This window comes from Ruegeria sp. BHSA163, from assembly GCF_059613365.1.
In genome coordinates, this window is record NZ_JBXWSJ010000017.1 from 56,842 (window position 1) to 82,658 (window position 25,817).

The 25,817-nt window shown below is 50.6% G+C and carries 20 protein-coding genes; 15 read left to right on the forward strand and 5 right to left on the reverse strand.

Annotation, left to right across the window (positions count from 1 at the left end):
- Window positions 1-68 precede the first annotated feature (68 nt).
- The 10 genes from regB to AC2FNV_RS10045 all read left to right on the forward strand — a co-directional run bounded on the left by regB (window position 69) and on the right by AC2FNV_RS10045 (window position 12,705).
- Window positions 69-1,466 carry a sensor histidine kinase RegB gene (gene regB / locus AC2FNV_RS10000; RefSeq protein ID WP_170481116.1) on the forward strand — a complete coding sequence of 466 codons (1,398 nt, stop codon included), beginning with the start codon at window positions 69-71 and terminating at the stop codon, window positions 1,464-1,466.
- A gap of 64 nt (window positions 1,467-1,530) precedes the next feature.
- Window positions 1,531-3,039, forward strand: a complete 1,509-nt coding sequence (locus tag AC2FNV_RS10005) for a PAS-domain containing protein (RefSeq protein ID WP_170606553.1) — start codon at window positions 1,531-1,533, stop codon at window positions 3,037-3,039.
- Between the two features lie 41 nt (window positions 3,040-3,080).
- Entirely contained in the window at window positions 3,081-3,551 is a 471-nt protein-coding gene (gene tsaE / locus AC2FNV_RS10010; protein ID WP_170481110.1) for a tRNA (adenosine(37)-N6)-threonylcarbamoyltransferase complex ATPase subunit type 1 TsaE, read from the forward strand.
- On the forward strand, window positions 3,548-4,549 hold the full coding sequence (locus AC2FNV_RS10015; RefSeq protein ID WP_170606551.1) for an aminoglycoside phosphotransferase family protein: 1,002 nt from the start codon (window positions 3,548-3,550) through the stop codon (window positions 4,547-4,549). Before tsaE ends, AC2FNV_RS10015 begins: the two co-directional genes overlap by 4 nt.
- Complete coding sequence (locus AC2FNV_RS10020; RefSeq protein WP_170606549.1) at window positions 4,549-5,235, forward strand: nucleotidyltransferase family protein; 687 nt, start codon at window positions 4,549-4,551, stop codon at window positions 5,233-5,235. The genes AC2FNV_RS10015 and AC2FNV_RS10020 overlap by 1 nt, the downstream gene beginning before the upstream one ends.
- On the forward strand, window positions 5,228-8,155 hold the full coding sequence (addB, locus tag AC2FNV_RS10025) for a double-strand break repair protein AddB (RefSeq protein ID WP_496773174.1): 2,928 nt from the start codon (window positions 5,228-5,230) through the stop codon (window positions 8,153-8,155). The genes AC2FNV_RS10020 and addB overlap by 8 nt, the downstream gene beginning before the upstream one ends.
- A complete protein-coding gene (addA, locus tag AC2FNV_RS10030; protein ID WP_170606545.1) occupies window positions 8,152-11,511 on the forward strand; it encodes a double-strand break repair helicase AddA in 3,360 nt (1,119 codons plus the stop codon). The genes addB and addA overlap by 4 nt, the downstream gene beginning before the upstream one ends.
- A 60-nt stretch (window positions 11,512-11,571) precedes the next feature.
- A complete protein-coding gene (gene trxA, locus AC2FNV_RS10035) occupies window positions 11,572-11,892 on the forward strand; it encodes a thioredoxin (RefSeq protein WP_170481095.1) in 321 nt (106 codons plus the stop codon).
- A 103-nt stretch (window positions 11,893-11,995) separates the two neighbouring features.
- A complete protein-coding gene (locus AC2FNV_RS10040; protein ID WP_170606543.1) occupies window positions 11,996-12,346 on the forward strand; it encodes a Lin0512 family protein in 351 nt (116 codons plus the stop codon).
- Window positions 12,343-12,705, forward strand: a complete 363-nt coding sequence (locus AC2FNV_RS10045; RefSeq protein ID WP_170606541.1) for a Lin0512 family protein — start codon at window positions 12,343-12,345, stop codon at window positions 12,703-12,705. Before AC2FNV_RS10040 ends, AC2FNV_RS10045 begins: the two co-directional genes overlap by 4 nt.
- 61 nt (window positions 12,706-12,766) lie before the next feature.
- On the opposite strand, the gene AC2FNV_RS10050 is transcribed toward AC2FNV_RS10045, so the two are convergent.
- Window positions 12,767-12,961: a DUF1127 domain-containing protein gene (locus tag AC2FNV_RS10050; protein WP_170606539.1), complete on the reverse strand. Its 195-nt coding sequence runs from the start codon at window positions 12,959-12,961 to the stop codon at window positions 12,767-12,769.
- Between the two features lie 197 nt (window positions 12,962-13,158).
- On the opposite strand from AC2FNV_RS10050, the gene hslV reads away from it, so the two are divergent.
- Window positions 13,159-13,710 carry an ATP-dependent protease subunit HslV gene (gene hslV / locus AC2FNV_RS10055; protein ID WP_170606537.1) on the forward strand — a complete coding sequence of 184 codons (552 nt, stop codon included), beginning with the start codon at window positions 13,159-13,161 and terminating at the stop codon, window positions 13,708-13,710.
- Here the strand turns inward: hslV and AC2FNV_RS10060 are convergent.
- Window positions 13,707-14,948, reverse strand: coding sequence for an MFS transporter (locus tag AC2FNV_RS10060; protein ID WP_170606535.1), 1,242 nt, complete (start codon window positions 14,946-14,948; stop codon window positions 13,707-13,709). The genes hslV and AC2FNV_RS10060 overlap by 4 nt on opposite strands.
- Before the next feature lie 191 nt (window positions 14,949-15,139).
- On the opposite strand from AC2FNV_RS10060, the gene hslU reads away from it, so the two are divergent.
- Window positions 15,140-16,447 carry an ATP-dependent protease ATPase subunit HslU gene (gene hslU / locus AC2FNV_RS10065; protein ID WP_170606533.1) on the forward strand — a complete coding sequence of 436 codons (1,308 nt, stop codon included), beginning with the start codon at window positions 15,140-15,142 and terminating at the stop codon, window positions 16,445-16,447.
- A 662-nt stretch (window positions 16,448-17,109) separates the two neighbouring features.
- Window positions 17,110-18,009 (forward strand): polysaccharide pyruvyl transferase family protein, encoded by a 900-nt coding sequence (locus AC2FNV_RS10070; protein ID WP_170606531.1) that lies wholly within the window; start codon window positions 17,110-17,112, stop codon window positions 18,007-18,009.
- 518 nt (window positions 18,010-18,527) lie between these two features.
- Here AC2FNV_RS10070 and AC2FNV_RS10075 read toward each other — a convergent pair.
- A complete protein-coding gene (locus tag AC2FNV_RS10075; protein WP_170606529.1) occupies window positions 18,528-19,538 on the reverse strand; it encodes an NAD-dependent epimerase/dehydratase family protein in 1,011 nt (336 codons plus the stop codon).
- Window positions 19,539-20,372: 834 nt separating this feature from the next.
- Here AC2FNV_RS10075 and AC2FNV_RS10080 point away from each other — a divergent pair.
- Window positions 20,373-21,512 carry an SGNH/GDSL hydrolase family protein gene (locus AC2FNV_RS10080; RefSeq protein WP_170606527.1) on the forward strand — a complete coding sequence of 380 codons (1,140 nt, stop codon included), beginning with the start codon at window positions 20,373-20,375 and terminating at the stop codon, window positions 21,510-21,512.
- 52 nt (window positions 21,513-21,564) lie between these two features.
- Complete coding sequence (locus tag AC2FNV_RS10085) at window positions 21,565-22,545, forward strand: hypothetical protein (RefSeq protein WP_170606525.1); 981 nt, start codon at window positions 21,565-21,567, stop codon at window positions 22,543-22,545.
- 433 nt (window positions 22,546-22,978) lie between these two features.
- On the opposite strand, the gene AC2FNV_RS10090 is transcribed toward AC2FNV_RS10085, so the two are convergent.
- On the reverse strand, window positions 22,979-23,608 hold the full coding sequence (locus AC2FNV_RS10090) for a class I SAM-dependent methyltransferase (RefSeq protein WP_170606523.1): 630 nt from the start codon (window positions 23,606-23,608) through the stop codon (window positions 22,979-22,981).
- A gap of 24 nt (window positions 23,609-23,632) precedes the next feature.
- Window positions 23,633-25,348, reverse strand: coding sequence for a glycosyltransferase (locus tag AC2FNV_RS10095; protein ID WP_170610795.1), 1,716 nt, complete (start codon window positions 25,346-25,348; stop codon window positions 23,633-23,635).
- Window positions 25,349-25,817 lie beyond the last annotated feature (469 nt).

Consider the following 25,817-nt stretch of genomic DNA (forward strand, 5'->3'; position numbering starts at 1 on the left):
GTTGTTGATCGTTTCAACCGGGACACCTATCAAGATAAGCATCCGACGCAACAGGACATAATTGACCAATGGCAAATTCCAGCATCAGTCTTTGGCGCGGGCAGGAACGCAGTAGTTGGATCCGCCTGCGGACACTGATTTTGCTGCGTTGGGTTGCTATTATTGGCCAGGTCACGGCGATCACGGTAGCCCAACACACCTATCATGTTCAGCTTGAGCTTGGTTTGTGCTATTTCGCGGTTGGCGTATCGGTTATGGGCAACCTGACGGCAATCCTTCTTTTTCCAGAAAACAAACGCCTGTCTGAATTCGAAAATTTCCTGATGGTGCTTTTCGATCTGCTGCAATTGTCTTTTCTTTTGTATCTGACGGGCGGACTGAACAATCCATTTGCCTTGCTTCTGGTGGGTCCCGTTACAATCTCGGCCAATGTAATGAGCACACGCTCAACTCTGATCGTCGGGGCAGTAGCAATCGTTCTGACAACTCTGCTGGCGCAATTCCATTTACCATTGCGCACCAATGTTGGGCTGGTTTTAGATATGCCCGACATCCTTTTATTCGGTAATTGGTCCGCGATTGTGATTGCTATTGTTTTCCTCGGGGCCTACTCGCACCGCGTCAGCTCAGAGGTGCAGTCCATGTCCGAGGCTTTGTCAGCCACCCACATGGCCCTTGCCCGCGAACAAAAACTGACCGATCTGGGCGGTGTCGTGGCGGCCGCCGCACACGAATTGGGTACGCCGCTTGCCACGATAAAGTTAGCCAGTTCAGAGTTATTGGAAGAGCTCGAAGATCGTCCCGACCTGAAGGAAGACGCAGCGCTGATCCGCGAACAGGCAAATCGGTGTCGCGACATCCTCAGAGACATGGGCAGGGCAGGGAAAGATGATCTGCATCTGCGGCAAGCCCCGCTTTCTGCGGTCATACACGAAGCGGCGGAGCCGCATGTAAACAGGGGCAAATCGATTCATTTTCGCGAAGGTCCCGCTGGGGATGCAGATGTTCAACAACCCGCAATTCTGCGCAAACCAGAAATCATCCATGGTCTGCGAAACTTGATCCAGAACGCCGTTGATTTCGCGCAAACAAATGTCTGGGTCGAGGCGGAATGGACAACGAATTGGATCATGATATCGATTATGGATGACGGTCGCGGGTATCCCTCTCACATAATCGGGCGGATTGGCGATCCGTTTATGCGGAGACGGCGTTCCGAGTCTGATCGAACTACCCGCCCGGAATATGAGGGCATGGGTTTGGGGTTGTTCATTGCGAAAACCCTCTTGGAAAGAAGTGGCGCTGATTTAAAGTTTGCCAACGGCGCCGACCCTTATCAAAATCTGACCAACGACCCAGAGCGGCGTGGCGCCATTGTTCAGGTTATTTGGCCGCGTAGGCTGATAGACGCACAAACAGGCGACTCACCTGTGCCATCCGGCGCCAATCAACCGTTTCAGATATAAATTAGGGTATCATTAACCTTTGACATTCATAGAGGGGCCTTTGGGCTCAAAGGATGTCAACTCCATGGCTGACTGGATCATTCTGGCCGCGATCAGTTTGGTGTCGGCGGGTTTCGCGCTGCAATGGCTTTTGCCGAGACGATTGCCGCGGATTAACGACTATGGGCTGGCCACGCGGAGTTCTTTGTTCGACACCGTATTCCTATTCGACGGCGACCGCCTGATAAGCCACTCGGACATTGCATTGGCCGGGTATGAGGCCGTCAATAACTGGCAGGATCTCTACCGTCTCCTAAGTCGAGATTTCCCAACCTTTCCCCAGACATCCGAAACCGTGCGCCGCAAGGGTAACATGATTGTCGCTGCGCTCGATTGCACGATGGACCGAGAGGTTTTGTGTGAATGGATTGACGGTATAGTCCGGGTGCAACTTCGCGACAAACAAAGCGGTGCGACTTTGGTTCGCAGTGAACTGACGGATCCAACCCGAATGGCGATGGACCAGGCACCTTACCCGGTTTGGTTGCTGGATGAATTCAACGTTGTTCGATGGTGCAACTCGGCTTACGTCTCCTTGGTGCGCAAAGTGCGAGGAAAGGAAGCCGACTTAACGAAGCCGCTTTTCCCAAAGGCTCAAAGCAAAGATCACTTGAGCAGCAAAACCCGCGTGTCGGTTTCGGTCAAGGGCAACGAGAACAAGCTTTGGTTCGATTTGATGCTTGTAGACAGTGAAGAAGGTCAATTGAATTACGCCACGAATGTTAATGCTATTGTCGAGGCCGAGGCGGCGCAGCGTAAATTTGTGCAGACTATGACAAAGACATTCGCGCAACTGTCGATCGGGTTAGCTATATTTGACCGGAACAGGCAGCTGGCGTTGTTCAACCCCGCTCTTACCGACTTAACTGCCTTGTCACCGGACTTCCTCAGCTGTCGCCCCAGTCTCTCCAGCTTTTTCGACCGATTGCGTGATCAAAACATGATGCCTGAACCAAAGAATTACCGCGGATGGCGGCGTCAGATGAATGACTTGCTTGAGGCCGCGCAAGACGGAAATTATCAGGAAACTTGGTCTCTGTCGTCCGGTTCGGTCTATTCTGTCAGCGGTCGCCCGCACCCTGACGGAGCTGTCGCTTTTTTATTCGAGGACATCACAGCCGAAATCACGCTAACCCGCAGATTTCGGTCAGAAATGGATCTTATGCAATCCATCTTGGATAACCTCACGGACGCAATCGCCGTCTTTTCAAATGACGGAACATTGGCACAGACCAACGCCGCCTATCAGACATTGTGGGGCGAGACGGAAGAAGCGGGGTTCGAGCCAGCAACAGTTCTGGACGTAACACGTAAGTGGCAGGAATTGTGTGACGCTACCCCAGTGTTGGGTGAGATCCGTGACTTTGTCGGGATGCGTGATAATCGTGCACAGTGGTCAGCAACAATGTCAATGAGAGACGGAACCGGATTGAACTGTACTGTCAGTCCGCTGCAAAACGGGGCGACCATCATTCGGTTCACAATAGAACAGACGACCCACCAGACTGTTGCTATGGACAAAGCCATTGCCTGAACCGGGTTGCAGCGGGCCAGGCGCAAGTCCATTGTGGCGCCATGAATACGCCTGTTGAGATCTCGTTGAATTCACCGGAAGAAACTCAAGCACTGGCCGCAAGGCTGGGTGCAGTTTTAGCTGTTGGAGATGTGCTTTTGTTGGAAGGCGAAATCGGAAGCGGCAAAACTCATTTCGCGCGCGCTTTGATCCAGTCGTTAATGTCGGTACCGGAAGATGTGCCCTCGCCCACGTTTACGTTGGTACAGACTTACGATACCCGAATCGGCGAGGTCTGGCATTCCGATCTCTATCGTTTGTCGGATATCAACGAGATTGAAGAGCTGGGCTTGACGCAGGCTTTTGATGAGGCTGTGTGCCTGATTGAGTGGCCGGAAAAACTCGAACAATTGGAACCACCCTCAGCGTTGCGAGTACATTTTCAGACAGACGCTGACCACTGTGAGACACGGCATCTAAACTTCGGCTGGACCGATCCAAAATGGCTCAGAAAACTGGAGGGGACTCTATGACTAATCGGGCCATATTAGCCGAGGCTCTGATCGCACAGACAGAATGGGCGGATGCGATACATACACCTTTGGCCGGAGATGCCTCGAACCGTCGGTACGAACGCGTGACTAACAAAGTAAATGGCGCCACGGCTGTTCTTATGGATTCTCCGCCAGACAAGAACGAAGACGTTGCAGCTTTTGTTCGAATGGCGAAATACTTGCAATCAATCGGTCTAAGCGCACCGGAAATTTACGCAGAGGATTGCGAATACGGCTTTCTGCTGCTGGAGGATCTGGGTGATGACCTTTTTGCCCGGGTTCTGGAACGAGAAGCCGAACTTGAACGCAAGTTATACGAGGCTGCAACTGACGTTTTGGTGCATCTGCATGCCTCACCGGTTATCCCGCTAGATTCTTATGACCCGGCAATAATGACTGAATATTCGGCCCTCGCTTTTACCAAATACGCGCAAGGCATTCTGGGTGCCCATGATGTCGACGCACGATCAAGGTTTGAATTGCGGTTCTCCGATATTCTCCACCGCGAAACAGGAGGCTACCGGGTCGTAGTGCAAAGGGACTATCATGCCGAAAACCTGATTTGGTTGCCGAACCGTACCGGACTTCGCCGCGTTGGCCTTTTAGACTTCCAAAGCGCCATGCTCGGGCATCCTGCCTATGATCTGATGTCTTTGCTACAGGACGTACGCCGCTCTGTGCCGGTTGGGATAGAAATGCGAATGATCGATCGATACATCGCCTCAACGGGCATAGACAGTCACGACTTTAGAACTGCCTACGCAGTGTTAGGCGCCCAGCGCAATCTAAGGATATTGGGTGGATTCGCGCGTTTGGCAACAGACTACGAAAAGCCGCATTATGTTGATTTGATACCAGCAGTTTGGGGCCATTTGATGCGTGATCTCGAGCACCCTGCGCTTGTTTCGATTGCAGATATTGTGCGTAATGCGTTGCCGCCACCCAATCCCGACAATTTGGCGAGGCTTCGACCGTAATGAAAGGTGAACCCGAAGCCGTCATGCTGTTTGCCGCAGGGTTCGGAACACGCATGGGCAACATAACGAAAGACAAACCAAAACCAATGGTCGAGGTCGCAGGCCGGCCCCTGATCAACCACGCTTTGGATTTGGCCGAAGGCATTGGCCCATCTCGCATTGTCGCAAACGTCCACTATCTGGCCGACCTGATAATTGCGTACTTGGCAGCGACCGACGTGCGAATTTCCTTGGAAGAGCCAGATATTCTTGAAACCGGAGGTGGACTACGCGCAGCCCTGCCCCTACTGGAGTCCGACCCTGTTTTCACACTGAATACCGATGCCATCTGGGCTGGTCCGAACCCATTGCGGCTTTTGAGAGAGGCCTGGAGACCCGAGGAAATGGACGCATTGTTAATGTGTGTTCCCGTCGCACATGCTATTGGCTACAGCGGCCAGGGAGATTTTTCTCAGGACGCTTCCGGGCGTATCGCCCGCGGGCCGGGCCTGATCTACGGAGGCGCACAAATCATCAAAACAAGCGGACTTACCGCCGTTCCTGACAGTACCTTTTCGCTTAATGTAGTTTGGGATCAAATGCACGATGCCGGAAGGCTACATGCCCTTCAATATCCGGGTCGATGGTGCGACGTCGGCCGACCCGAAGGCATAGTGTTGGCTGAGGAGTTGATTGCCGATGTTTGAAAACGACGCTCTGCCGCGGGTGTTTGCTGTTCCGCCGGGCGTGGATTTTCCAAAAGCACTTGTCGACGGCATACGCGCGCGCAGCGCAGCCTTTCCGCCGGAAAACCTGGCCCGCATGCAGTTGATAGTAAATACTCGTCGCATGGAGCGTCGGGTGCGTGATCTGTTTGATCAAGGGGCGCCTTGTCTGTTGCCGCGACTTTCCTTGCTGACAGATTTGGGTGAAAGCGTAGATCTTGCACATATTCCTCCGGCGATCCCCGCATTACGCCGTCGGCTGGAATTGACACAGTTGATTGCAAAACTTTTGGATCAACAACCCGATCTTGCCGCACGATCATCCCTGTTCGATTTATCTGACAGCCTTGCATTGTTAATTGACGAAATGCAGGGCGAAGGCGTTTCTGCGGACGCTGTCCGCCAATTGGACGTTAGTGATATGTCGGGGCACTGGGCTCGCGCTCAGGCTTTCATTGACATAGCGGATCAATTTATCTCGTCGGGAGATGACGCACTGGACGCGCAAGCGCGGCAACGGCGCGTGGTGGAAAATCTCGTCGCAAGTTGGCAAAAACAACCTCCGCTTAATCCGGTCATCTTGGCAGGGTCAACTGGATCGCGGGGCACGACACTTATGCTGATGGAGGCCATCGCCCGACTGCCTCAAGGGGCCTTGATCCTGCCGGGTTACGATTTCGATCAACCACAGTATGTGTGGGAGAGTTTGGACAACGCCCTCACTTCAGAGGATCACCCACAATACCGGTTTCAAAAGTTGCTACAGAAGTTGGATATGTCGCCGGATCAAGTTCAGCCATGGACCGATGACCAAGCTCCTTCGCCATCTCGCAACCGGTTGGTATCTCTTGCATTGCGTCCTGCGCCGATCACGGATGCTTGGATGTCCGAGGGGCCTCAACTGCGCGAACTGGATATTGCCACACGGGACCTGACTTTGGTCGAGGCTCAATCCCCCCGTGCAGAAGCACTGGCAATCGCTATGCGTTTACGGCACGCCGCCGAAATCGGACAGACTGCAGCACTGATAACGCCGGACCGAATGCTGACCAGACAGGTCAGCGCTGCGTTAGATCGCTGGAATATCTTACCTGATGACAGCGCTGGATTGCCTTTGCAGCTTTCTCCGCCAGGCCGTTTTCTGCGCCACATTGCCAGTTTGTTTGTGCGCCGCCTTGATGGTGAAGCATTGCTGACGCTACTGAAACATCCATTGTGCCATGATGGCGGCGGCCGAGGCGACCACCTGCTGTTCACCCGTGAACTGGAGCTGCACATTCGTCGCCATGGACCGCCCTTCCCGGACCAACGCAGCTTGACCGCTTTTGGCGAAGGCGAAAACTTACCCGAGCCTTGGGTACGTTGGCTAGTGTCTTGCTTCTGCGAGCTACACAGCCCCTCCGAACTTCCGCTGTCTGACTGGGTGACTCGTCTCCGCTCGACTGCTGAGTTGATGTCAAACGGGTCGAGCGGTGAAGCTGGCAATTTATGGGAAAAGAAAGCTGGTCAAAAAGCCTTTGCCGTTTTGAACGAATTGGAAAATGAAGCTCAGCACGGCGGTCTGATTTCGGCTCGGGACTTTGCTGATCTTTTGGGCGCGTTACTTGCCGGCGAAGAAGTTCGTGATCGTGATGCTCCACATCCAAGTATCATGATCTGGGGAACGCTTGAGGCACGTGTGCAAGGCGCCGACTTGTTGATACTCGGGGGTTTGAATGAGGGCAGTTGGCCCGAAGCAGCCTCGCCCGACCCATGGCTAAACCGTCAGATGCGAGAGAAGGCGGGACTGTTGTTGCCAGAACGTAGGATCGGATTGTCAGCGCACGACTTCCAACAGGCGGTCGGCGCTCCGGAGGTATGGTTGACCCGCGCCGTCCGCTCGGAAGAAGCGGAAACAGTCGCCTCGCGATGGCTAAACCGCTTAACCAACCTCTTGCAGGGGTTGCCTGCTCAAGGTGGGCCGCAGGTCTTGTCTGACATGCGGGACCGCGGCGACCAATGGCTGCGCTGGACGGAGGCTATGGAAGCGGCGCACCGGGTTCAGCCTGCATCCCGTCCGTCTCCTCGTCCACCCCTGTCTGCCCGACCAAGGCGCCTGAGTATAACTGAAATCAAGCGATTGATCCGCGACCCTTATGCAATTTATGCAAAACACGTACTGCGCTTAAAGCCGTTGGATCCATTGGTACAGGCCCCGGATGCCCTTTTACGCGGCATTGTCGTTCACGAGATACTCGAGGAGTTCGTCAAGGAAAGTGTTTTGGACGTCTCGCTATTGACGCGTGAGAACTTTTTGAAACGCGCTGAGATATTGCTTGCTGAACATGTTGCATGGCCAACAGCGCGCACCCTTTGGCTGGCCAGACTTGAACGGATTGCGGATGACTTTCTACAAGCTGAACTCATGCGCCGATCGGATGGAGGGCCTGTGGCGTTTGAGGCGACGATGAATCTGGCGTTGACGCCATTGGATTTTGCGATTTCGGGACGCGCTGATCGCATTGACCGCACCAGACACGGGGCCTTGCGAATTATCGACTATAAAACAGGTACACCGCCGACCAAGGGTCAGCAGGCGAACTTTGACAAACAATTATTGATCGAGGCGGCAATAGCCGAACAGGGCGGTGTCGAGGGTTTCGATCCAATATCTGTCGCTCAAGCGGTGTTTATTGGGATGGGCGGCACATATAAGGAGGTGCTTGCGCCGCTGGACAAGGAACCGGCGGACAAAGTCCTAAAAGAACTCAAAGAGTTGATTTCGGCCTATTTAGAGCCTGAGCAGGGGTTTTCGTCCCGCAGAATGGTGCACAAAGACAATGATACGGGTGACTACGACCACCTTGCCCGTTTCGGTGAATGGGACCGTACTACTGAAGCCAGCCCCGAGAACGTGACATGAGCGCCTTGCACGACGCAACCCAGCGACAGGTGCAAGCTGCTCGGCCGGATGCCTCAACCTGGCTGGCTGCGAATGCCGGGTCTGGCAAGACACGTGTTTTGACCGACCGTGTGGCCCGGTTGTTACTAGATGGTGTGCAGCCGCAGCATATCCTTTGCCTGACCTACACCAAGGCTGCAGCCAGCGAGATGCAGAACCGGCTGTTCAAACGTTTGGGCGAATGGGCTATGTTGGCAGACGATCAATTGCTTGAGCAGTTGACCGATCTTGGTGTCGAAGGTCATATCAGCCCTCAGCGCTTGGCGCAGGCTCGTACATTGTTCGCACGCGCGATCGAAGCTCCGGGCGGATTGAAAATTCAAACGATCCACTCATTCTGCGCTTCGCTTTTACGTCGGTTTCCGCTTGAGGCAGGGGTCAGCCCACAATTCAGTGAAATGGAAGATCGGGCCGCCGCCTTGTTGCGCGAGGAAATACTCGAAGATTTTGCAGATGGTCCGCAAGCACACCTGGTCAAGGACATTGCCCGTTTTGTGACGGACTCCGGGTTTGACAAGTTGACGGCGGCTATCACCAGCAAACGAAGTCTTTTTGCCAAATCTCAGAGCTGGGCCGACCTGCTGACTCTTTTCGACTTACCCGATGGATTTAACGAGGAAGACCTTTTGAATCGCGTCTTCTTGGGTGGAGAAATTGAGTTTTTACAAAGTATTGTTCCCAGTTTGGTCGAAAGTGGTGGGAACGACGCAAAGGCAGCAGCAAGATTGACATCTGGAGTGACTGCGAACCTTGCCAGCCTGCCGCTATTGGAAAGTATCTTCTTGTTTGGAAAAACTGCAAAGGCACCTTTTGCAGCAAAGGTCGGCAACTTTCCCACCAAAAATCTTCGCGAAGGTGTTTTAGCGGACCGGATGCCTCAGTTAAATCAACTAATGCTTCGGGTTGAGGCAGCTCGTGAGCAGCGGTTGGCCCTTACTGCGGCCCGAAAGTCTTTCGCATTGCATAACTTTGCCGCTGCTTTCCTGCCAGAATACGAGCGCCGCAAACAGTTGCGCGGCTGGCTGGATTTCGACGATCTAATTTTGCGTGCGCGTCAGGTGCTTAATGACCCGGCCGTAGCTGAATGGGTATTGTACCGACTGGACGGCGGCATCGATCACATTCTGGTGGACGAAGCGCAAGACACCAGCCCAGACCAATGGGACGTTGTCGAAAAACTAGCGCAGGAATTCACGAGCGGGGAAGGCGTCCGCTCTGGCATCGAGCGGACTATATTTGTAGTCGGTGACAAAAAACAGTCTATCTATTCTTTCCAAGGTGCCGACCCGCAGGCCTTCGACAGAATGCAAGCTGAATTTGGGCGGAAGCTTCAGGAATCAGGCTCTAAACTCTGGAATTCAACGCTGGAATATTCGTTCCGTTCGTCCAGTGTCATATTGGGTTTAGTGGATATTCTGTTCGAAAACCGTGCAAATGCTGGCTTTCACAAGGAATCCCAGCACCGAGCTTTCAAGGCCGATCTGCCGGGCCGGGTCGATTTGTGGCCGGTGATTGAAAAAGTCGAAGATGATGAGGATGGCGATTGGACTGACCCTGTAGATCGTCCCGGGAAACGTCATCACAACGTGCTTTTGGCCGAAAGAGTGGCCCAATCGATAAAATGCATGATCGACACCGGCGAAACGATCCCCGAAGATGGCGAGGTGCCGGGCACATTTGTCCGCCGAAAAGTGCGGCCCGGGGACTTTCTGATCTTGGTCCAACGACGGTCTGACCTTTTTGCCGAGATTATTCGGGCCTGCAAGGCTGCTGATCTGCCGATTGCAGGGGCGGATCGCTTGAAGGTCGGAGCAGAGCTAGCTGTCAAGGATTTGGCGGCATTGCTGAGCTTTTTGGCCACACCAGAAGACAGTTTGTCGTTAGCCACAGTTTTGAAGTCGCCATTGTTTGGTTGGACAGAGCAGCAGATTTTTGATTTGGCGCACAAACGGAAGGAAACTTTTCTTTGGGCGGCATTGCGAAAGCGCTCTGAAGAGTTTCCGGAAACCCTCGCAGTTCTTAACGATTTGCGTGGACAAACGGATTTTCTGCGACCCTACGACCTGATCGAACGCATTTTGACGCGTCATGACGGTAGGAAAAAATTGCTGGGTCGACTTGGCGCCGAGGCAGAAGACGGCATCAACGCACTGTTGTCTCAGGCTCTTGCGTATGAACGTACCGATATTCCAAGCCTGACCGGATTTCTGGCCTGGATAGAAACAGACGATCTGGAAATCAAACGCCAGATGACCGGCGTTGGGAATATGATACGGGTAATGACCGTTCATGGCTCCAAAGGACTGGAAGCACCGATAGTTATTTTGCCTGACACTGGGAAAAGGCAGCCTCCAAGGGACGCTGAAATTATGGCGGCCCGTGAAGTGCCGTTTTGGAAAGTACCGACTGATGCATCACCCAAAGTGATTGCCAACGCGCGCGACGACGCCCGAACACGAGAGGAAAACGAACGCCTACGCCTTTTGTATGTGGCTCTAACAAGGGCCGAAAAGTGGTTAATTGTTGCCGCCGCAGGTGACATCGGAAAGGATGAAAGCAGCTGGTATAATATGATTGAAGCCGCAATGGAAAGGGCGGGAGCCATCCAGTTGCAGGGGTCTCAAACCCGGCGACTTGAACATGGCGACTGGGCAGGATTGCCGTTGGTCAAGCAATCCCACCCAGCTTTGCCGACCGAAGTTTTGCCCGTTACTTTTAGTATGCCTGCGCCCAACCCAGACGCTCCTCAGGCGGCTGTAAGCCCTTCCGAACTAGGTGGTGCCAAGGCACTACCAGGCGAAACAGGACAGGATGAAGAAGCGGCAAAGCTACGCGGAACCCGGCTGCATCTGTTGTTGGAGAATTTGCCAATGGCTACGGAAGACGCATGGCCTCAGCTGTGCGTTCGATTGTTGCCGGACATGCAAGAGGCAGATCGGCACAACTTATTGCACGAGGTCACGCGCGTTTTAAAAGCCGAAGACCTAAGGCCTTTTTTTGATCCTGACGCTCTTGCAGAAGTCCCTGTGTCAGCAGAGTTTCAAGGTCGCCGCCTTCACGGCGTGATAGACCGATTAATAGTCACAGAGAAAGAAGTTCAAATCATTGACTTCAAATCAAATGCCACCGTGCCCGAAACGCCCGAAAACTGTCCGCTCGGCTTATTGCGCCAGATGGGTGCCTATTCAATCGCCTTGGCTCAAATCTACCCAGACCACGAAATTCGAGCGGCAATACTCTGGACTCGAACTGCTAAACTGATGTGGTTGTCACAGGAACTTGTAACGAATGCCTTGCAGCAACAGTCGGCATCTTGACCTTGGATATTCTCACACATACGTTCACACTCCAAGCATTCCCCATTCAGGAGACAGAATATGTCGACCGTTGCTGTTACCGATGAGACATTTGACGCTGAAGTCAAAAATTCAGACGTCCCCGTAGTAGTAGATTTTTGGGCCGAATGGTGTGGCCCCTGCAAGCAAATCGGTCCCGCTCTTGAAGAATTAGCGACCGAATATGGCGGCAAGGTGAAAATCGCCAAGGTCGACGTGGACAGCAACCCAAATTCTGCCGCAGCCATGGGTGTGCGCGGAATTCCGGCGCTGTTTATTTTTAAAGACGGTCAAGTGGTTTCGAACCGAGCGGGAGCAGCGCCCAAGGCTGCGTTGCAAAGCTGGATTGAAGAATCCATTTAATTGTCTCTGGTGACTGTTGCATTAGGCGCCCCGATGGGCGCCTTTTTCATTTCGAAATTTCGGAACCAAAAAGTCAGATTCGGACAACGGACAATGAAATCAAATGGCCAAGACGCGAGTATTAGTGGAGTTCGGTATGGGAACTTCTCTGCGGCGTGAAGATTATACCGAAGCCGCGAAACGCGCGCTGAAAGATGCGCTGTGGCGTAATTCAGTGGACCTAGCCGATCTATTTGGCTTTCCCAAAGACGCAATGATTATCGAAGCCGAAATTGGCGTGCAAAAGCCCGAATTGGTGGATCCGGGCATTTTGGAATCGATTTTTCCTTACGGTCAGCCGAACATCAAGGTTGTCCATGGCGGACTGGACATCGCAAAACCGCATAATGATGGCCAAACGGTTATTGCGAACGCCGCGGTTATTGTTTCTTTTGATATGGAGCCTGCCAATTGACCCCCAATCGCATCATTCTGGAAACGGGTACCGGCAACGACTTGTATGGCCAGGATTACACAAAAGCTGCCCGCCGGGCATTGCAAGACGCGCTGCATCACTCATCTATCACGCTTTTTTCAAGTTTGGGCATCGACCACAATGAGATGCTCGTTAAGGTCACGGTCGGAGTGCAGCAACCCGAACAGGTTGACTGCGATCTAATAGCCCAAGATTTACCACGTGGTCGCGCAGAAGTGCGGGCCGTAAAGGGTGGGCTGGATGTTGAAGATGAAGCTTCCGGAAACCGCCATGTGATAGCGACCGCCGCTGTGGAAGCGTTTCTGCCCGACCAGTCGGATAAGTTTGTACGAAGCTAAAATAGAATAAGCCGCTCGGACGACCGGGCGGCTGTTCGAATTTCAAAGTCCAAGCGCGGATTTAGATCTTTGCTATTTCTGAGCGCTCCAGCCCGATATCATCCAGCTGTGCATCAGTAAGACCCGACAGAACTTTGCGAGTCTTGCGGTTTTTGTTCCATTCGAAAGCATCATCGAAGGCGGTGGTGAACGCGTTTACTACGTGCAGGATGGTAGCTGCTCCGAGTGGTGCGTGTTTTGTTGCAGTTTGTGCCATTTGCGCATTCCCTCAATCTGAAACAGCCGACCCGTTGTCGGTTGTAATTGTCATGTAGTGCCGCGCCTGCGGACTCACAAATGCTAGTCCAACAACCCCGAATTGCAATTTTTGCATATCTTTTGAGCAGTTTTAGAACGGGTTGCGCCAACACCGTGACCGGCCCATATATAGCGACTGTAGTAACGGAGGCTTTGATGGCAGACAGCGATTTTCCCGGTTGGCATGGCACGACGATAATTGGTGTCAAAAAAGGCGATCAAGTCGTCATCGCCGGTGACGGTCAGGTAAGCCTTGGCCAAACCGTTATTAAGGGCACTGCGCGAAAGGTACGTCGCCTGTCACCGGGCGGGTTTGAAATCGTCGCAGGATTTGCCGGTTCTACGGCGGATGCGTTTACCCTTCTTGAAAGACTAGAGGCAAAGTTGGAGGCTACACCCGGGCAGCTGGCCCGTGCTTCGGTCGAACTGGCCAAAGATTGGCGTACTGATAAATACCTGCAAAAACTTGAGGCAATGCTTATCGTTACAGACGGTAAGGATCTCTTCGTCATAACCGGGGCAGGGGATGTGCTGGAACCAGAGCACAACGTTGCTGCCATCGGTTCAGGTGGAAACTTTGCCTTGGCGGCAGCGCGCGCAATGATGGAAAGCGACAAGTCCGCCGAACAGGTGGCCCGTAGTGCTATGGCGATAGCCGCTGATATATGCGTTTATACCAACGGGAACCTGACGGTAGAAACGATCTAGGCCAGCAGGGTCGAAATTTCTTTACCTTTCCATCGCCTGTGCATTCCAATCAAACCCAGGACGGCTGCAGCGATCACAATGTAGTAAGGCAGGCGGATATCGATACTCATCAATCCGCCGCCGATCAAGGACATGACCCCGCCTGCCAAACAGAAAACTGCAGTAGTAACGCCCATTACCCATCCTTGATCTGTCTCGCTGACAGCAGATGAGAACAGGCCCAGCAAAGTCGGGTACGACACGCCAAAGAAGAAATAGAAGAAAAAGACGGGGACATAGCTCAGAACGCCACTGGGGCTAAATGCAAAGCCAAGGCCACAGATCACCATAACAACCAACGAAGTATAGATGATCAGGTGTTTGCTGAAACGCTCTTGCGCAGGCTTCACAAGAAACGTGCTGGAAAAAGCCAGCGCAATCCCGATGACAACCATTGCCATACTGCCACCAATTACACCGTATCCCCAAGCGCTGGTCAGGTAGTTGTCGACAAAGACATAAAACGTAACGTTTGAAATCATGAACAGCGCATAAACAGGCAAGATTTTCAGAACCATAGGGTGTTCGCGAACTGCGATTAGGCTGTCAGTGACATCGCGCGGTCGAAAAACAAAAGCTGTTCGTTCAGTGCGCATATCTTTGAAAAAGAAAAGCACGAGGAAAATTGCGATCAAGACCAGAACAAAAGCCCCATAAAAGGGTGTCTTTAAGGTTGCAAAACTCCCCAGCAAGGCCGCGTCGGAAAGCACTGCTCCTATAATCGGCCCTCCGACCAATCCAAAGCTTACGCCCGTTATGATATACCCCATATTCCGATCCCGGTCGGCGGCATCAGTACTGCCATCTATCATTGCCGCCTGCGCAATCGGTTGGTTTCCGGCTGTGAAGCCCGTTATTGACCGGCCTATGATCAACATTAGTAGGCTATTGAGATACAGCGCTGCTATTGTCAGTGCATACCCTGCCAGTGCACCACCCAAACAGACCAACAACGCATTTTTTCGTCCGATCGAATCTGACACCTTAGAGACGTAAACGACGCCAAGGAACCAGGACAGGAAGAAACACCCAATAACCAGCCCGTAATATAGATGTCGGGTTCCGACAGGAGTGCTTTCCGGCAAAAACCCGGACTTCGTTTCCATAATCAAAGAGTTGATTATCGGAAAGACCAGCCCTTGCCCAATCAGGTCCACGAACACAACAAACAGCAGGGTGATCTTCGCAATTTTTGTCATTTCCGTGCTCCTGGCCCTCAACACCTTGAAATCACTGTAACAGAGCGGGTGTAATTCACCTAAGGAAAGGGTTTGCAAACCTGATGAGGCATTGCTAACCAACGCAGCCAAGAAAATTGATTTGGTTGTTTTCGCCTGCACCGTGATTACCTAAGCCGCAACCGACTCATGCCGACTGAAAGGACCGCCCTTTGACCGACCTAACCCCGCGCGAAATAGTCTCGGAACTTGATCGATTTATCATTGGTCAGAAGGATGCGAAGCGCGCGGTTGCCGTTGCACTGCGCAACCGCTGGCGGCGCAAGCAACTTCCAGACGATATCCGTGACGAGGTTTACCCAAAAAATATCCTGATGATCGGCCCTACGGGCGTCGGCAAGACCGAGATCAGCCGTCGACTGGCCAGATTGGCGCGCGCTCCGTTCATTAAGGTTGAAGCAACTAAGTTCACCGAGGTGGGGTATGTAGGGCGCGACGTTGAACAGATCGTACGTGATCTCGTCGATGCGGCTATAATCCAAACCCGCGGAAACATGCGTGAGGACGTCAAAGCCCGCGCCCATCAGGCGGCCGAAGACAGGGTTATTGCCGCAATTGCTGGAGAAGATGCCCGCGAGTCTACGCGCGAAATGTTCCGCAAGAAACTCAAGGCCGGTGAGTTAGACGAAACGGAGATCGAATTGGAGCTAGCGGATACTTCAAACCCGATGCCGATGTTCGACATTCCGGGTCAACCCGGCAGCCAAATGGGAATGATGAACCTTGGCGATATTTTCGGCAAAGCTTTTGGCGGGCGGACGGTGAAACGTCGCATGACCGTTGCTGATAGTTACGACGCGTTGATTGGTGAAGAGGCCGATAAGCTGTTGGATGATGAGATCGTAACACGCACGGCCCTTGAATCCGTCGAGCAGAACGGAATTGTGTTTCTGGATGAGATCGACAAGGTGTGCGCACGCTCCGACGCCCGCGGCGGTGACGTCAGTCGTGAGGGTGTTCAACGCGATTTACTGCCACTTATCGAGGGAACGACTGTTTCCACAAAGCATGGACCAGTCAAAACCGACCATATCTTATTCATCGCTAGTGGCGCTTTTCACATAGCCAAACCTTCAGATTTACTTCCAGAACTTCAGGGCCGTCTACCGATCCGTGTCGAGCTGCGGGCACTGACCGAAGAAGATTTTGTGCGCATCCTGACCGAAACCGACAATGCTCTTACCCTTCAATACACGGCGTTGATGGGCACGGAAGATGTCACCGTCAGCTTTAGCGAAGACGGCATCGCCGCGCTTGCCCGTATCGCGGCTGACGTAAACCAAAGTATTGAGAACATTGGTGCACGACGGCTTTATACCGTGATGGAACGGGTCTTCGAGGAACTCTCGTTTGTCGCCCCTGACAAAGCGGGATCCGAGATTTTGATCGACGCCCAATTTGTCAGCGACAATTTAGGTGAGTTGACGAAGTCAAGTGATCTCAGCCGTTACGTTCTGTAACCCGAGACAGCCAGAGTCCGCCGATTCCGCTCCTGCTATGGCTTTGGCTCTTTGGACGAGATATCTGATTTCGCTAGCGCGGCTTTGATTCAATCCGAGGTCTGACCGAGCTTCGCTACCAGATCCGGTTTGCGAGCGCTGCATCGTTATACGCTTTTTTTGGATCGGTCAGTGTCCGATACCGTACCCGAGGCGTTAATGGTCGAAATCCCGACGGAATGACCGAAATAGGTCTATCGTGAACTGGATAGGCTAAAGCTAGTCCTCGTTTGTGAAACTTTGAAAATTTTTCCAAATTGCCGAGGGTTGAGCGCTGAATAGTGCGCCGTCTTAGTCTTCGTCTGAAATAACAATAAGTTGAAGGCTACGATTGTATAGGGGGCAAAATTTCCGACTTTTCAGACAACCCAGTAATTAATCCTCGTTTGGAAAACTTTCAAAACTTGGGAACTCCAAAATTATGATTTGGCATAAAATGGCCGTGCTTATAGGAATTTCCCTTCATTTGACGCTCAGAATTAGTTCTAGATTGCGAGGTGCATAAGAAACTACCAGTGGGCCTTAGGTCTCCACTAAGGTTGCAAGGTAAGCTTCTTAACAAGTTTCTTTGCGATTAGCTTAATCGCTAGTAACCTAGCAACAACATTCGAAAGGCGTAAAAAGTGAAGGTAGGCGTTCTAAGTTTTAGCTATCACGGATCTCCTCTTTTTCAAAAAGAGTACGACAGATTTGGCTCTTTCAATGTTAATCTAGGTGACAACGTACAATCTCTGGCAGTTCGATATGCGTTGAACCGACTTGGAATTACGCAAGATCGAATTGTTTCCATAGATCGCGATACCTTGCCTAGCTACAACGGTCATCCTGTCGCCGTAATTTTAAATGGCTGTTTCAAAAGCCGATGCTTTCCGATCCCCAATAATGTTAGTCCTATTTTCTTGGGATTCGAGGCCAAAGCCCCAGTAATTGCAGAATTCGCTGAACATCTGCGTACATTTGGTCCAATCGGTTGTCGTGACCCTGCGACCGCAAGGGCCTGCAGAGAAAATGGTATTGAAGCTTATGTCTCCGGATGCTTTAGCTTGAGCCTTCCGCGCCGAAAAGAGCTTCCAGAAAATCCTCTCACCTACATTGTGTTCGGTGACGGGGCGGGTGCTTTGCCGGTTCAAATGTTATGCGATGCACCTAAGGAACTACTGGTAGGTGCCCGGATGGTATATCAACGCATGCCACTTCATACTTGGCCACTGGAAACACAGGATCTTAAGAATGCAGAGCGCACAACAGAAGCCCTACTAGAAGCCTACCGTCAGAACGCCGGCTTGGTTATCACACCTTTGCACCATGCGGCAGCACCCTGTCTTGCCATGGGCATTCCCGTGCTGATTCTTCGAAGAGGAACCAGTAGTCGTTTTGGTTTTCTTGAAACGCTGACCAAGATTTATTACGAAAATAAACCTGAACCATTGGGTTGGGATGTTCGGCCTGTAGATTTGTCTAACGTTCGCGAGAAACAGGAAAACCTGCTTCGGAATGAATTGCAAATTAAAGGGCTGATTTGAATGGTGTCTCGGAAGACCGCAGATGATCAATGTTTTGGTGATCACTTAGTTAGTGACAGCGATCACTACCATTTGGTCAAAACAAGGAGACTTTCTGCTTCATAATTTTACGTGTCTAGTCGTTTCGCTGCAAACTAAGCGTATAGGAAGCGGAACTCGGCAAGTTGCTATGTTTACCTTTCAAAGAAAAAACTGGAGCAAAACTGAATACCAAAATGAAATTATTGTTGGTTATTAGTTCGTTACTCGCCGTGAACATAACGGAGTTTAGATGGGCAGAGACGCCCAAAGCATCAAGAAAATTTCCTTTGAATGAAAACAGCGAATCGAAGCGAACCAATGTTTCTGGAAAATAGCCAATTGCCTTACAGGCAATTTCCTAAGAGCTTCTGCGCAATGTCTACTATCGCCCCGAAGAGCATGATCAGCGCAAAAACACGTTTAATGGAAGCTCAGTTTGCAACAATTCCTGAGCGAATTTGCACGAATACAATCGAATTGCATAACATTTTCTATGCCTATTTGTAGTAATGAAGATACCAGTCGACAAACTTCTGAACTCCTTCTTTGAAGTTCGTTTGTGGGCGATAATTTGTCAATCTTTGCAGAAGATCAGTATTTGCCCAAGTAGCCGGTACATCGCCCATCTGCATTTCCATATAGTTGCGGATAGCTTTTCTTCCTAAGCACTCTTCGATGACATTGATGAAGTCCAACAAGCGGACCTTTTCTGAATTCCCGATGTTGACTATGCGATAAGGCGCGACGGGGCTAAGGCTATCCCCGTCTTCTATGTCTCCCGGGTTGTCTGGACGTACTGGAATAGTGTTGATTAACAAGGCAACTGCCCTCACTAGGTCCTCGACATAGGTGAAGTCCCGATACATTTCACCATGGTTGTAAACATCAATAGGTCGGCCTTTCAGAATTGCGTCCACGAATTTGAATAGGGCGAGATCTGGTCGCCCCCACGGTCCATAAACAGTGAAAAAGCGGAACATTGTGGTGGGTAAGTTCCAAAGGTGGGCATAGGAATGACCCATGCTTTCATTAGCCTTTTTCGTTGCCGCATAAATGGTGAGCTGGGTATCAGCTTTTTTACACTCATTGAATGGCATCTCAGTGTTTGCGCCGTACACTGAAGACGTTGACGCCATCAGCAAGTGTTTGACGGCATGACGACGGGCAGCCTCCATGACATTAAATGTTCCAACGACGTTGCTTTCGATATAAGAGCGCGGGTTCTCCAAGCTATACCGGACACCTGCTTGCGCAGCGAGATGGACAATGACGTCAGGCTCGAACCTGTCTGCGGTTTCGTCAAATGCCCTTGCATCTTCAAGCATTCGTTCATCGCACGAAAAACCTGGATTTTGCAACAAAGTCGAGTGGCGGCGCTGCTTCAATTGGACGTCGTAATAGTCCGTCATGCCATCAAAACCGTGAACCCTGTCACCATTTGAAAGCAACAGTTTTGCCAGATGAAACCCGATAAAGCCTGCGGTTCCTGTGATAAGAACTTTTTGCAAGAGCCCGTCATCCCCCTACTGCAAGATACCGCTCATGTATCGTCGAAAATGTTGGTTGAAAACTACCCCAAACTTGTATGCAGCTGGCACTTCCGGTCTTTTGCCCGATATAAACCGCAATTTTTGAGTAAGTTAGCCCGAAAGCGAGGTGCCTGCGTACCTTGCTCAATTTGATTAGCTTGAAATGATAGCTTTAAGATCCCGGTTTATTGGTTCAGTTTCTGGACATGGGTTTATGGGTTCAAGGACCTAGCGTCGTAGCCAATACAATTAACACATGCCGTCTGACACCTGGCTCGGAAACGTCTGCGAAAATAATACCTACTTGATTGTCTCAACTAGCTATTTGGTGAATAATGTCAATGGACGTCAATCAATGACAAACAGGCATCAAGACATGGAAAGGGCTTCCTTGCAACACCTCATTTTGGGCCTCAACTTGTTCGATTGTTGAATACTAGGTGAGACAAGATGTTATTCAACGCAAGTCCAACTCCTTTTTCTTCAATGTCATATTATGAATATTTCCTCGCCCATTCGCTGCCAGACTTATATGTCGGAGACGTCACCGTAGACCACTCCGTGTCATATAAGATATGTATGTAAACTGGCTTTAATAACAAAACGGCTAGCAAAGCGCCAAGCCATGTGAGTTTCCAATTAAACACTCCTTCGAATTAACAAAAGTCAAACTGAACGGCATAAAAGAGGAAGCTATAAAAAGGCGTTTGCGGCGCGAGCTGTTCAACCAAGAAGACGGCAACGAAAGACAGAAAACATAGTCACCTTCTAAGCTATCACACAGATATTCCCTCAGAGTTTCTGAAGGGCTTTATGATTAAGAAAGATCACGCTATGCCAAGTACAATGAAAATTTGTGTGATTGGAGGGTCAAATTCCTTAATGGCGGACGGCTATGTTCGCCCTGCAATCGAGATGCTCAAGAACAGGGCCAGATGCGATATTGAGCTGGCCAATGTCTCTATTGGCGGTACGTTTTCTCACTTTGGAATCTGGCAATTACTTTCGAAGCGACCGCATCTTGATGCGGATGTCATTGTCGTTGAATATGTGCTCAATGATGCTGAGTTGTCAGCGTTTCGGTCCGTTCTAAATTGGTCCAAAACCTATGAGGGGTTGGTGCGTAAACTACGTACTGAAGCCCCGCGCGCGCAGATCATTTGCCCGCTCTTGGTCAATCGGCGGATGGCGTCAAAACCAAAACTTTCGTCCCTAGTGTCCGGCGCCGTTATGATAAACATGCGCTACGGCATTGAAACAATCGACGTAAATCAGGAAATAATTCAACGTTGCCCCATGGGATCTCCGCGCGATGCCGAAGGGTGGTATCGCGATTTGAGCCATTATGCGAAGCCCTTCCAGATTATGATTGGCGAAATGCTGGCGTCGCGGATCGCAGCAGGCGCAGGTCGCAGCTGTGCGCGCGATACTTTGCCCGTGAATCTGGATCATTTTGCGGAGGCCCGGTCAGCGGTACAAGAGGGAATTTTTGATAATATTGTTCCGCCTGAATTCGAACGCAAGTCTTTCCAAAACCGTCTGGTCGAAGAAACCGCGGCCCTTGTGCCAGAAGGCAAAAGTTTTGGATTCAAACTCACAGGAGAGATTGTCGCCTTGATTATAGTTTCGACCCGTCAAGACGGCATCCTTGTATATCATCATGCGGATAAATCTGTGAATGTGGGTATCTATCGCAAAGCCTTTGCAAAGAGTCGCTTCGATTTCCTAATGAATGTGATCGTGCCTGAGCAGTATTTTTTCGGTAAGTGTGCGGCGACCACAGAGCCGACAGTTGTGAAAGTAGATGTTTTGAACGCACGCGCAATACAAGAACTGGATAGTACAAACGTTGTAACGCGGCCTTCGGCCAGAATGCCCCCAAACGACACGGAAAGTGAGTATAGCTTTGCATTGGTCGATATTGTCTATGCCGGAGAAATTGCTCCGATTTAAGGTCGAGCTTTGATGTGGGTCTGAAACAAACATATAGCTGAGCAAATTTTGAATGGTTACCAAAATCCTACATGTCGGGCTGCATAAGACAGGCACAACTACGCTGCAAAAGACCCTGAAACAGTCGCGCAAGGCTTTGGCTAAAGCAGGATTCCATTACCCTTCGCTGCGAGCTATCGGCGAAAAGGATATGGCTGGGCATCACGCTTTGGGGCGTTTACTGGCCGAAGATTGTGAAGCTCACGGCCCGCGGTTGCAGAAGTTCGTGGCGGAGCAAGTCAGAATGATGGGCGCTGAGGACACACTGTTTCTCAGCACTGAATCTTTCTTCCGCTACACCATTCGTGACCACGAGGGATTGGATCATCTGGGCGCAAGACGGCGCTACGTGGAGGAGATGGTGCGCACTTTTGGCGAAGACTGTGAAATTTTGCTGACGGTGCGGCGCCCGGACAGTTTTGCGATGTCGATCTATCAAGAGTCTATCAAAAAAACGAACCAGACCCGGACAATTCAAGAATATATCGACAAAGCTCAGATCCTGAATGTAGGAGCCAATATCGACATCTTTGCAGAGCACTTTGCCAAAGTTCGCATCTTAGTATTCGAAGAGTTGATCCGCGATGAACGAGGGTTAGCCGCCGCCGTGCTCAGCGGCATCGAAGTAGATCCTTACGACAATCTGACGGTGTCAAAGGGCGCTTTGAACGTCTCCCTGCATCCTTATTTGGTGGAATATAAGCGTTTGATGAACCACGCCAAGCCTGACCGAGACGAGTCCGCTGCGCTGGTGCGAAACTTGGGGCGTATTCAGGAAACACTGCCATGCCTGCGCGATAAGGTGGCGTTGTTGTCGCTGCAAGAGCGCAACGCGATCCTTCAGCTTCGGGCTGCTGATACTGAAAAGATAGCAACTTTTCTGGAAAGGAGAGTTTCCGATGTGTTCCCACCTCTTGAAGAGACCGGGAAGCCCAAGATGGCTATGACGATGAAGATCTTTGAAGAGATTTTTACCGCTCTGCATGCTGGGTGATGGGCTCATATAATTTATAATTTTTTGGAGGAGTTCATAAAAATAAGTGAGCGTCTTAAAAACTTGGCGCATTAAATATGTCCGATATCCCTTTCATACGTTGCCGGGGGATCTGGCTTCCAGCTTTATCCTTTGTCATGCAAAATGTTACCCGCCCTGGGTGTAAAGACGCCTTTTTGGATCTCCTCCAAGCGCATTTCGAGAGGGCAAAGGGCTGTCTTACTTGCGGCTTCCACGTTGCTCACCAATTCTGATTTAATATCAACGCTCTGCAGCAAACTACCGGTGTTGATTCCGGTGCAACTCTGACTGAGCCGGAAAGCCGCAACACGCCGCTGGCGATTCTGGCTTTTGCGTCCAGTCTCTCATTTATTTGCTTGCTGTTTACTTTGCAGCTGAGGTCGCTGGGGCAGCTCGCTAAAATCATGAAAATTTACGGCCAGCTCTTTGGCAATCTGCGGTTCTCAATATCCTGACGACCAAATTTTCTTTTTGGTAAGTTTACATCATAAATTGCCAAAAGCCGTTCGTGTTTTTTGAATCGAAATGGTTCGGCAATGACGGTCGAAAAGTTAGGGGATCTGCCGACCCATTTTGTCAGCTTTTTCAAATCCACAGGATCGTTCAAATGACCTTTAGTTTGTCCTTCCGGCCATTGAAAAGGGACTGTTATCACTACTAAGTCTGCTATTTCTAAAAGCCTTCTAGAAAAGCTGATCGGGTCTGGGACGTGTTCGAGGACTTGAAGGCATAAGCAAAGATCAAACCGTTCCTTAAATTGATAGTTAAGGACATTAGCCTCGATTCCCTCCACGTTGTTCGATACATATGGGCTACTTATGTCAATTGAAACGCGACGGCCTATCCATGGAAACCATTCGAGGTAGGGACAGTTTCCAGTTCCGACGTCAATTAACGAAGAGGCTTCTGCCCCAAGCACGCGAACTACGTAGTCAACATATCGATAGTATATGAGGTCAGATCGAGCCTCCCAGTAATTTCCACTTTGATAGTTTCCAGGTTTATTCGCATCTTCTGATTTGACTTTACCCAAAGGCAACATCTTCCCTCCGATTCCAGGAGTACTTTAGACTCTTTGACTCGGTATTTTTAACCGATCCCCATTCGAAAAAACACGCCATGTTTCGGCGTTTTCGACACACTCCCTCTTGTGAACCACCGCTAGGTTCAATTCGTCTACTGCGTTAAAAAACTCGTCGCAAAACGTGTCTCCGGCGGGCAGCTTGTAGACCACTTCAGGCACGTGCATTACTACGGCACGTTCGCTCTTGGATGTTACAAAGTTCAAAAGGTTTCCAACGGCTTCAGGTAGTCGACAATCAACTTGTACGATCTGGTCGGCGGGTTCAACTCCTGGATTTCTAGAAGCTATTGCTTTGGGCGCATACTTCAACGCCAATTTCCGCTCCTTCTCGTCGAAGGATAACTCTTTGCGCCACCGAAATTTGTAAGCCTCATGGTAGTAACGGCGCAATCCGTGTCTTGTGGTGCCTACGTGCGTCTCGGAGGTCCCCGTCAGAGAGCTGTCTGTGGAAAGACTGATCGCCAAGGGTACGTCTTTCGCGATCCACTCTACAGCGGTTTTACCGTAGAACTTTTCAACACGGTAAATAAACTCTGCGTCACCAGAGACGCGTACTTCGTCCCATTCGCCAATTTCATTTATAACCTCGCGACGGACAGTGAATGAGGGATAGCTCAATCTTATCGGGTAAGCATCAAGGCGCCATGATGTAACCTCAAAGTCAGGCGTCACCCTCACCCAATCACTTCCACACGCTACAAGCGAAGGGTTGCGATAAAATGCAGCGGCATGCATCTCGACTCTTTGGGGGTGCGACCAGTCATCGGAATCGTGAACCAAAATAAATTGTCCGACGGACGCCCGGAACCCTTCGTTCCGGGTCTTGTATGCACCCATATTTCTCTTATTCTGAATGATCTTGATACGAGGGTCGTCCTTTGAAAGCCGTAGGAGAACTTCGAGCGTCCCATCTGTACTGAAATCGTCACAAAGTATAACTTCTAGGTTCGAATAGCTTTGGTTTAAGATTGATCGAACGGCCGTTTCTATCGTTTCTTCGGCGTTGTAGACTGGAAAAATTATCGAAAAGCGCCCGATATCAGGAATTTTACAATGCGGAGAACAACTTGTTATATTGCTTAGGCTTAGAGCTTTCGAAGGATCCGCTTTGGACAAAGGCGAGAGCATTGAACTCGCTAATATCCTGTTGAGATATTCGATCTTCATGCTGTCGTCGCTTTCGACGCCTGCTGCAACGGCGAGATCTTGATTTTCGGGCTGAAATTCTGTTTTCAACGCCATTAGTTCTCTTGCTTCATCTCCTCTGCCAACTTTGTATAGGCAAAGGGCCTTAAGGCGAATACAGGCAGCCTTAGCTTTTTGAGGTAGTCCATCGTAATCTACAGTGGAAATCTCGTTCAGCGCGTCGTCTGGCCTGCCTAAGTTGACAAGATATGAAGCTAAAGCTTTGGTTAGCTCAAAATACTCAGGGTCCGTATTTTCCAAGTTCTTTCGTAAAAATAATATTTTAGAGAAGGCTGTTTCGTGCTCGTCAGACCACAGATAGCTGTCCAGAATACGCGCCTGCCTTTCGGTCAGGCGCGGCTTCGATTGCGTATTCCGGAAAGCAAGTCGCCATTTCTTTTTTATGAAAGCGTATCGCCAAAAAATAAACGGGGCTGAAATTGGAGCTATGGCTATTAACACGGTTGTTCGCAAGGTCTTATAGCCTTTGCTGTTACTGTCGATTTTGCGCACAATATACTCGCTCAGTTTTCTTCTGACTGAGTCTAGACATAATTAGATATGCGAATGCAACCTGTTTAAATCCAAACAGGCTGTTTTGGCTCAACCAATCTGAAAACGGCTGAGCATGCGATCCAATCGTAGCAAAATTCGCCTTGAGCCTTTGGTTCATCGGAGGTCGGAGGTGCCGCCGTTTTTACTTCAAATGCTCAATCGAAATGGCCATGCTTTGTAAGTTCTTGTGCTGAAGATAGCCGCATTTTTCGGCCGAATAGGCCGAGTTACTTGGTTGAGAGCAGTGTTGCCTAACTTCAAATCAATTCAATCATTCACAATACTAGATGTAAAAACTCGGAATTTTATTGTACGCGTCGCGTCACTTCTTTGTGTTGTCTGCAATTGTGACGTGCGTCAACGTTGCGAACCCAGCAGTTTTGAAGCCCTGCTGAACAGTTTCTTTAGAGCCGGTTTTCCGCAAGAG

Coding starts and splice junctions, on each gene's coding strand:
- AC2FNV_RS10090 (WP_170606523.1), bottom strand. CDS start 23,608: ATGTTGCCTTTGGGTAAAGTCAAATCAGAAGATGCGAATAAACCTGGA.
- addA (WP_170606545.1), top strand. CDS start 8,152: ATGAGCGCCTTGCACGACGCAACCCAGCGACAGGTGCAAGCTGCTCGG.
- AC2FNV_RS10015 (WP_170606551.1), top strand. CDS start 3,548: ATGACTAATCGGGCCATATTAGCCGAGGCTCTGATCGCACAGACAGAA.
- AC2FNV_RS10060 (WP_170606535.1), bottom strand. CDS start 14,948: ATGACAAAAATTGCGAAGATCACCCTGCTGTTTGTTGTGTTCGTGGAC.
- AC2FNV_RS10040 (WP_170606543.1), top strand. CDS start 11,996: ATGGCCAAGACGCGAGTATTAGTGGAGTTCGGTATGGGAACTTCTCTG.
- AC2FNV_RS10085 (WP_170606525.1), top strand. CDS start 21,565: ATGGTTACCAAAATCCTACATGTCGGGCTGCATAAGACAGGCACAACT.
- tsaE (WP_170481110.1), top strand. CDS start 3,081: ATGAATACGCCTGTTGAGATCTCGTTGAATTCACCGGAAGAAACTCAA.
- AC2FNV_RS10080 (WP_170606527.1), top strand. CDS start 20,373: ATGATTAAGAAAGATCACGCTATGCCAAGTACAATGAAAATTTGTGTG.
- trxA (WP_170481095.1), top strand. CDS start 11,572: ATGTCGACCGTTGCTGTTACCGATGAGACATTTGACGCTGAAGTCAAA.
- regB (WP_170481116.1), top strand. CDS start 69: ATGGCAAATTCCAGCATCAGTCTTTGGCGCGGGCAGGAACGCAGTAGT.
- AC2FNV_RS10005 (WP_170606553.1), top strand. CDS start 1,531: ATGGCTGACTGGATCATTCTGGCCGCGATCAGTTTGGTGTCGGCGGGT.
- hslV (WP_170606537.1), top strand. CDS start 13,159: ATGGCAGACAGCGATTTTCCCGGTTGGCATGGCACGACGATAATTGGT.
- AC2FNV_RS10020 (WP_170606549.1), top strand. CDS start 4,549: ATGAAAGGTGAACCCGAAGCCGTCATGCTGTTTGCCGCAGGGTTCGGA.
- addB (WP_496773174.1), top strand. CDS start 5,228: ATGTTTGAAAACGACGCTCTGCCGCGGGTGTTTGCTGTTCCGCCGGGC.
- AC2FNV_RS10050 (WP_170606539.1), bottom strand. CDS start 12,961: ATGGCACAAACTGCAACAAAACACGCACCACTCGGAGCAGCTACCATC.